This is a genomic window from Thioalkalivibrio sp. (assembly GCF_007692535.1).
Classification (GTDB): Bacteria; Pseudomonadota; Gammaproteobacteria; order Ectothiorhodospirales; family Ectothiorhodospiraceae; genus Thioalkalivibrio.
Genome location: NZ_REBW01000134.1, coordinates 1 through 5,565, shown reverse-complemented (window position 1 = coordinate 5,565; position 5,565 = coordinate 1). Strand labels below are relative to the sequence as shown.

7 protein-coding genes are annotated in these 5,565 nt (G+C 65.8%); 1 reads left to right on the top strand and 6 read right to left on the bottom strand.

Going from position 1 to position 5,565, the window contains the following annotated elements:
* On the bottom strand, positions 1-149 hold a 149-nt coding region (locus EA346_RS07060), incomplete at its 3' end, for a CBS domain-containing protein (RefSeq protein WP_296757026.1).
* Between the two features lie 236 nt (positions 150-385).
* Here EA346_RS07060 and thpR point away from each other — a divergent pair.
* The gene (gene thpR / locus EA346_RS07055) at positions 386-940 is read left to right on the top strand and encodes an RNA 2',3'-cyclic phosphodiesterase (RefSeq protein ID WP_296757022.1); all 555 of its coding nucleotides are present in this window, start codon (positions 386-388) and stop codon (positions 938-940) included.
* A gap of 14 nt (positions 941-954) precedes the next feature.
* Here the strand turns inward: thpR and EA346_RS07050 are convergent, their stop codons facing one another.
* The 5 genes from EA346_RS07050 to EA346_RS07030 all read right to left on the bottom strand — a co-directional run bounded on the left by EA346_RS07050 (position 955) and on the right by EA346_RS07030 (position 5,518).
* Complete coding sequence (locus tag EA346_RS07050; protein ID WP_296757020.1) at positions 955-2,235, bottom strand: Nramp family divalent metal transporter; 1,281 nt, start codon at positions 2,233-2,235, stop codon at positions 955-957.
* Between the two features lie 220 nt (positions 2,236-2,455).
* A complete protein-coding gene (locus EA346_RS07045) occupies positions 2,456-2,860 on the bottom strand; it encodes a sulfur globule family protein (RefSeq protein ID WP_296757019.1) in 405 nt (134 codons plus the stop codon).
* 391 nt (positions 2,861-3,251) lie between these two features.
* Positions 3,252-3,740, bottom strand: a complete 489-nt coding sequence (locus EA346_RS07040; protein WP_296757017.1) for a TerB family tellurite resistance protein — start codon at positions 3,738-3,740, stop codon at positions 3,252-3,254.
* 112 nt (positions 3,741-3,852) lie between these two features.
* Positions 3,853-4,815, bottom strand: coding sequence for an arsenosugar biosynthesis radical SAM (seleno)protein ArsS (arsS, locus tag EA346_RS07035; protein WP_296757015.1), 963 nt, complete (start codon positions 4,813-4,815; stop codon positions 3,853-3,855).
* Positions 4,816-4,864: 49 nt separating this feature from the next.
* Positions 4,865-5,518: a DUF3047 domain-containing protein gene (locus EA346_RS07030; RefSeq protein ID WP_296757024.1), complete on the bottom strand. Its 654-nt coding sequence runs from the start codon at positions 5,516-5,518 to the stop codon at positions 4,865-4,867.
* Between the last annotated feature and the right edge of the window lie 47 nt (positions 5,519-5,565).

Sequence of the window (5,565 nt, the reverse complement as noted above, 5' to 3'; positions counted from 1 at the left end):
AGGACGTCGGTCTGGGACACAAGGCCAACCAGATGACCGGAATCGTCGAGTACCGGCAGGTGGCGGATAGCATGTTTGGTAAGGACGCGACGGACGTCGTCCAGCGACCAGTCGGGTGCGACGATCACCAGGTCTTCCCGCGGCGTCATGATGTCACTGATGTCCAGCATGGTACGTTTCCTTCCTCTGCAGCGCTCCGTGCACCTTCAGGTATGGGGTGGGTGCACGCCGAGCCTTACTGGGGATTGTCGCACACGGGCCCTGTTGAAGGGCGTCCGGCATAGACCCGCCCGGCAATCGGAAGACCCCATCAGCCGCCCTCGGGGCATCAAGGACGGGGCACCATTCGGCCCGAGGTGGCCACCAAACCTTCGAGGTCTGCCTCATGACGGATAACACCAATCTGCAGCGCGTCTTTTTTGCCCTGTGGCCCGACGACGGTCTGCGGGTGCGTCTCGCGGCACTGGCACGCAGGATGCCGGCCGATGGCCGCCTGGTGCCGCCGGAGCATCTGCATCTGACGCTGGCCTTTCCCGGCACGGTCTCCTCGGAGGTGGTGGCCGGGTTGATCAGCCGGGCCGCCGCAATCCGGGGCGCACCGATACACCTGCGACTGGACCACTTCGGCCATTTTCCAAGGCCCCGCGTGGCCTGGCTGGGGTCCTCGAAGACATCCCCCGAGCTCGAGGCCCTGGCGACGTCGCTTCAGGGAGTCTGCCGGGACAGCGGTGTGCGGATGGACGACCGGCCGTTCCGGCCCCATGTCACGCTGCGCCGCTTCGTGACCCGCTTCGAGGCCGTTCCCATCGAGCCACTGGACTGGTGGGCGGACCGGATGGTCCTGGTCGAGTCCGGTCAGGGGGGGCACCCCGGCCCGTACCGCGTGCTGCGCAGCTGGGCTTTGGAGGGTCCCTCCAGCACCGGCCCGGCGTCGGCGTGAAGGCTCCGGGCCAATCAGCCGAACAGGCGCCAGCCTAGCCAGGTGAGGGAAAAACCGGTCAGGAAAATCAGCCCGGCCCAGGACAGGGCGCGCAACGCGGGTCCGGGGCGCGCGGCCTCGGGCATGTGCGCGTCCGTCACCACCCGGAAGGTGATCCAGGCCAGCACCGGGGCCGAGAGGAAGGAGATGGTGGTGGCCAGGTCGATCAACTGGGTGAAGCGGGCGCCGGCCAGGACGAGGATCAGCAACGCGCCCGTGATTACGCCGACCAGTGCCACCAGGTAGCTGCGCGGGTCATGCGGACGCTTGGCGCGGGGGTCCTCGGCCCCGAATCGGGCCGCGGCGAGCAGTGCCGACAACACGCGAGGGTAGGCGTCGGTGACCGCCAGCGTGGTGCTGAACATCACGCTCAGTGCGGCGACCGCAATCAACGGCCGGCTCCACTCGCCCAGGGTGGTGGCATACAGGCTCACCAGTTGCCCCGAGAATCCGACCGCCGAGTCCGAGAAACCAAGCCCGCTGGCATGCATCAACACCGCCCCCAGCAGCAGAAACGCGGCAGCCAGCAGGGTCGCGCCGATGTAGCCGATGCGGAAATCGATGACCGCATGGCGCACGCTCGGCGGTTGCCCGGTTTCCCGCGCGCGTTCCTGCGTCCACAGGGAGTGCCACACGGCAACATCGAGGGGAATCGGCATCCAGCCCAGCAGGGCCAGCAGGAACGCGAATCCCGCCGCGGTCCAGAGGCGTGAGGCCTGGTCGATCCCCGAGAGCCCTGACCAGTCGGGTTGGCCACCGAGCGCCAGCGCAACCGCGGCGATCGTGGAAACCGCAAGGGCTGCCATGATCATCTTCATCGCCAGGTCCAGCCCACGGTAGTTGCCGACCGCAAGCAGCAGCATACAGGCGAGCAGGATACCGGCCGAGATCGTCGCGGGTGAGGCGTCCAGACCGAACACCAACCCGGCCAGCCCCGCCGTGACGACCGTGACCACGGCCTGGATGATGAACATCGTGCCGAAGGTGATCACGGCGAACAGCCCCAGCGCCCAGCGCCCGATGCGCCGGTAGCCGATCAGCAGGTTCTCTCCGGTCGCGGCGGCATAGCGCGGCCCGAACTCGAGGAAGGGATACTTGAGAAGGCAGGCGAGCAGGACAAGCGGCAGCAGCAGCAGCCCGTACTCCGCGCCAGCCCGCGTCGACTGCACTAGGTGCGATACGCCGACCGCCGCGCCGGCCATCAACAGGCCGGGGCCGATCGCGGCGCGCAGGGCGGACATCGGGGGTCGCGACATCAGGGGAACCGTTTCCGGGGAGCGATGCCGAGGCAAGATACGTGATGCGCGGGTGCGGGTGAAGCGGCAGGGTCCTTCGCGAAGCGCGCCGAGCCGCTCGCATTTGTTCAGCAGGGCTGAGATCTGCGCGATCATGGTTCCGTGAACCGCGGATCTGCAGACGTAAAAAAGCCCGGTCCAAAGGACCGGGCCTTTCACACTAGCCGATATTCAGACTGACTTATTCGGCAGGAGCGGCTTCCGGCTGCTGCTGCTGACCGTAAGGCATCATCGGCTGGCCGCCATGGGGGGCACCGTAGGGAGCGCCGTAGCCGCGGCCGTAGCCGTAGGGCTGGCCGTAGCCGTAGGCGTCGCCGTAGCCGCGACCGGAACCGTAGCCGTGACCACGGCCGCGGGCGGAGAAGTCGAAGTCGCTGAACATGTCGCCCATGCCGAACATGTCACCCATGCCGCGGCCGTGGCCGGGGCCACCGTAACCGTAACCGGGGCCGCCGTAACCGTAACCGGGACCGCCGAAGCCAGGGCCACCGTAGCCCGGGCCGCCCCACTGGGCGCTGGAGGTCATCGGGATGGCGAACGCGCCGACGAGGGCGGCAACGGCGAGAAGTTTGATGGAGTTGCGCATAAGTTATAATCCTTGAGGTTTGAGTAAAAGGCCCTTGTTTTTATTACGGTAACGGGCAGTGCCAAGGGTCGGACGCTGCGATTGAAGCTCTGTATCACTCGATCGGAGTGCCTTTCGAACGACTCAGGCTTCTGATCGGTCCATTAGGAAAACCTAATATGAGGCCAGCTTACGGGACCCCGGGGGCGAATGCAAGCGACATTTCGAAAAAAACGAATCAAACAGGGGGATCGGGATGGAAATGCCTGGGGATTTTTACTGCATTCAGGGGGTTGGGCGAAGAAAGTCATTTTTTTTCGCGCTTCTGGCCCGAAAGGCGTCAACGCCTACGGCAACCTTTGTTATACAGATCTGGGCCGCTCAAAGCGAATGCCCGGCAAGACAGGCGAGATCAGGAGCGTCGGGGACCACCGGTGGGTTCCACCTCGATCTTGGTCCTGAGATAGACCGCGTGGGGAACATAGAGGAGGTCCGCGATCTGGCGCACGGTGGCCTCCTGCCGGGGGTTCAAGTGGCCGTCGGCATAGGCGACGTGCCAGAGGTCGAGCAGGATTCGCCGCTTGTCCGCGGGCGTCGCCCGGGCGTTGATCACGCGCACGAAGGGGTGTAGCGAGAGGAGTTCGTCACTCTCTTCCCGTGCGAGTTGCACCAACTGGTCCAGTTCCTTGGGGTCCAGGTCGAAGCCCGCCGCGAGGCGATCGCGGATCGCGAGCAGCTCGTCGTCATGGATGTGGAAATCCGCCCGGCTGACCTCGAAGAGCAGGGCAGCGGTGGCGCGATGGATGTCCTGCTCGTCCATGGGCTCATTGCCAGGCGACGTCCCGGTCCAGGCACTGTCGTTGCCCAGGCTGCGGCGGAGGAGTTCAATCAGTTCCTTCATGCCCGACTTAGAGCCGAAAAGCCTAAAAGGATTCCCTTGGGCCGACGACGCCCGTGTGGATGGCGAGGTCGCGTGGGCCACGGGCGCCAGGCACCTGTAGCGGGGTTCGGCGTCAGCCAAGGGCTCCGCCGCAGCTGGATCCCTGTCCGGCGGTGCAGCCATAGCAATGATCGGCAACGGCAATATCGCCGTCGATCAGTTGCCGCGGGTCCAGGTCACGGATATGGCTGCGGGGGCGGCGTGTGGCGGCCAGCGGAATATGCAGCATCTGGTTGAAATCGCAGTCGTACAGGTAGCCCTGCCAGTCGACCGAGATCAGCGAGCGGCACATCACCTGTTCGAGGTTCGCGTCCTGGTGGGCGAGCCGGAGGGTCTGCATATAGCTGTTGTACTCGCCCTTGCGCGCGAGCGTCTTGGCGAAGCGATTGATGGGCATGTTGGCGATCGTGTACAGCCTGTTGAAGGCGATGCCGTAGTGGCTTTGCAGATGCTCGTGGTAGGCGGCCTCGAGCGCGGCCTGCGGTGGCGGCAGTTGCGGCCCTTGCGGGTTGTAGACGAGATTCAGTTCAAGACCCGAGCCCGGTCGGCCATAGCCCAGCGTATTCAGTTCGCGCAGTCCCGCCAGGCTTGCCTCGAACACGCCGTCGCCGCGCTGGGCATCGACGTTCTGTTCCAGGTAACAGGGCAGGGACGCGACGATCCCGACCCGCTGTTCCGCCAGGAACTGCGCGAGGTCTTCCTGGCCGGGCTGCGACAGGATGGTCAGGTTGCAGCGGTCCAGCACCTCGACGCCGAGAGCGCGCGCTTCGACCACGAGGTCGCGAAAATAGGGGTTCAGTTCGGGGGCGCCGCCGGTCAGGTCCAGAGTCTCGATGGTGGCGCGCTCGAGGAAGGCGAGGATGTCGTCCACGGTCCCGCGCTGCATGACCTCCCTGCGGTTCGGGCCTGCGTTCACGTGGCAATGAAAACAGGTCTGGTTGCAGACATAACCGAGATTGGCCTGCACGGTCGTAAGGCGCCCGCGCTGGACCCGCGGGAAGTCGTCGAGAAGGCGCATCGGTTCGGTCTGTGCCATGGTGCCGTTCGTCCTTATCGTGATCGTGGCTCGAAGGGGAATGCTGCATTCATTCGGGCAGAAAGCGGATATTGCCGTACCAGGCGCGGGTTTGCTCCCCGGTGTTGTCGCAGTCGGTCATCACCGCGACCGCGTTGATCCGGTCCGGCTCGCGGTCATGATGGCGGCGAAAGTCCTCGAGCACGTTCCGTCGCTCGGTGCGCCAGCCCTGGCCCGCATGCTCCGCGCCAGCCACGGCGATCATCCGAGCCTGGCTTGCGAAGGCATTCGGCCAGTCGCTGCCCGGCTCCGAAGTGCTGCTCCAGACGTAGTTCAGGGCGCGCGTGCGCCAGCGCAGGAACGGCGCCTCGTCGACCAGGTAGAGCCGTGCGGGGTAGTCGTCGCCGGCGCGGGTGGTTTCGTCAATCCCGGTCAGGGTCTCATCGACACGCCATTCCCACTCCACGATGGGTGTCCGCGTCAGGTCGATATCCTCGCGGTAGAACAGACCTGAAGCGGTGCCATCGTTGCAGTTCGCCTCCACGGCCTGGCGGCCATCGATCTCGACCAGTCGGTACTCGGTCGTGCCGGTGAAGGAGTGCGGCGCCCAGCTGATGATGTCACTGGGCGTGAAGGCGGGTGCGCTCATGACGCCGCCCGCAGCCAGGCTGAGCAAGCCGGCGATGGCCGTAAAGACGGCCCGGCGGACCGTTCTCCTGGCCACTCGCGTGCGGCCGCCACCGCGACCCCGGGGGCTGCACGGAGGCTGGT

Bases quoted from the DNA above. Each gene is read 5' to 3' on its own strand.
- thpR (WP_296757022.1), top strand. From the start codon at position 386: ATGACGGATAACACCAATCTGCAGCGCGTCTTTTTTGCCCTGTGGCCC.
- EA346_RS07050 (WP_296757020.1), bottom strand. From the start codon at position 2,235: ATGTCGCGACCCCCGATGTCCGCCCTGCGCGCCGCGATCGGCCCCGGC.
- EA346_RS07045 (WP_296757019.1), bottom strand. From the start codon at position 2,860: ATGCGCAACTCCATCAAACTTCTCGCCGTTGCCGCCCTCGTCGGCGCG.
- EA346_RS07040 (WP_296757017.1), bottom strand. From the start codon at position 3,740: ATGAAGGAACTGATTGAACTCCTCCGCCGCAGCCTGGGCAACGACAGT.
- arsS (WP_296757015.1), bottom strand. From the start codon at position 4,815: ATGGCACAGACCGAACCGATGCGCCTTCTCGACGACTTCCCGCGGGTC.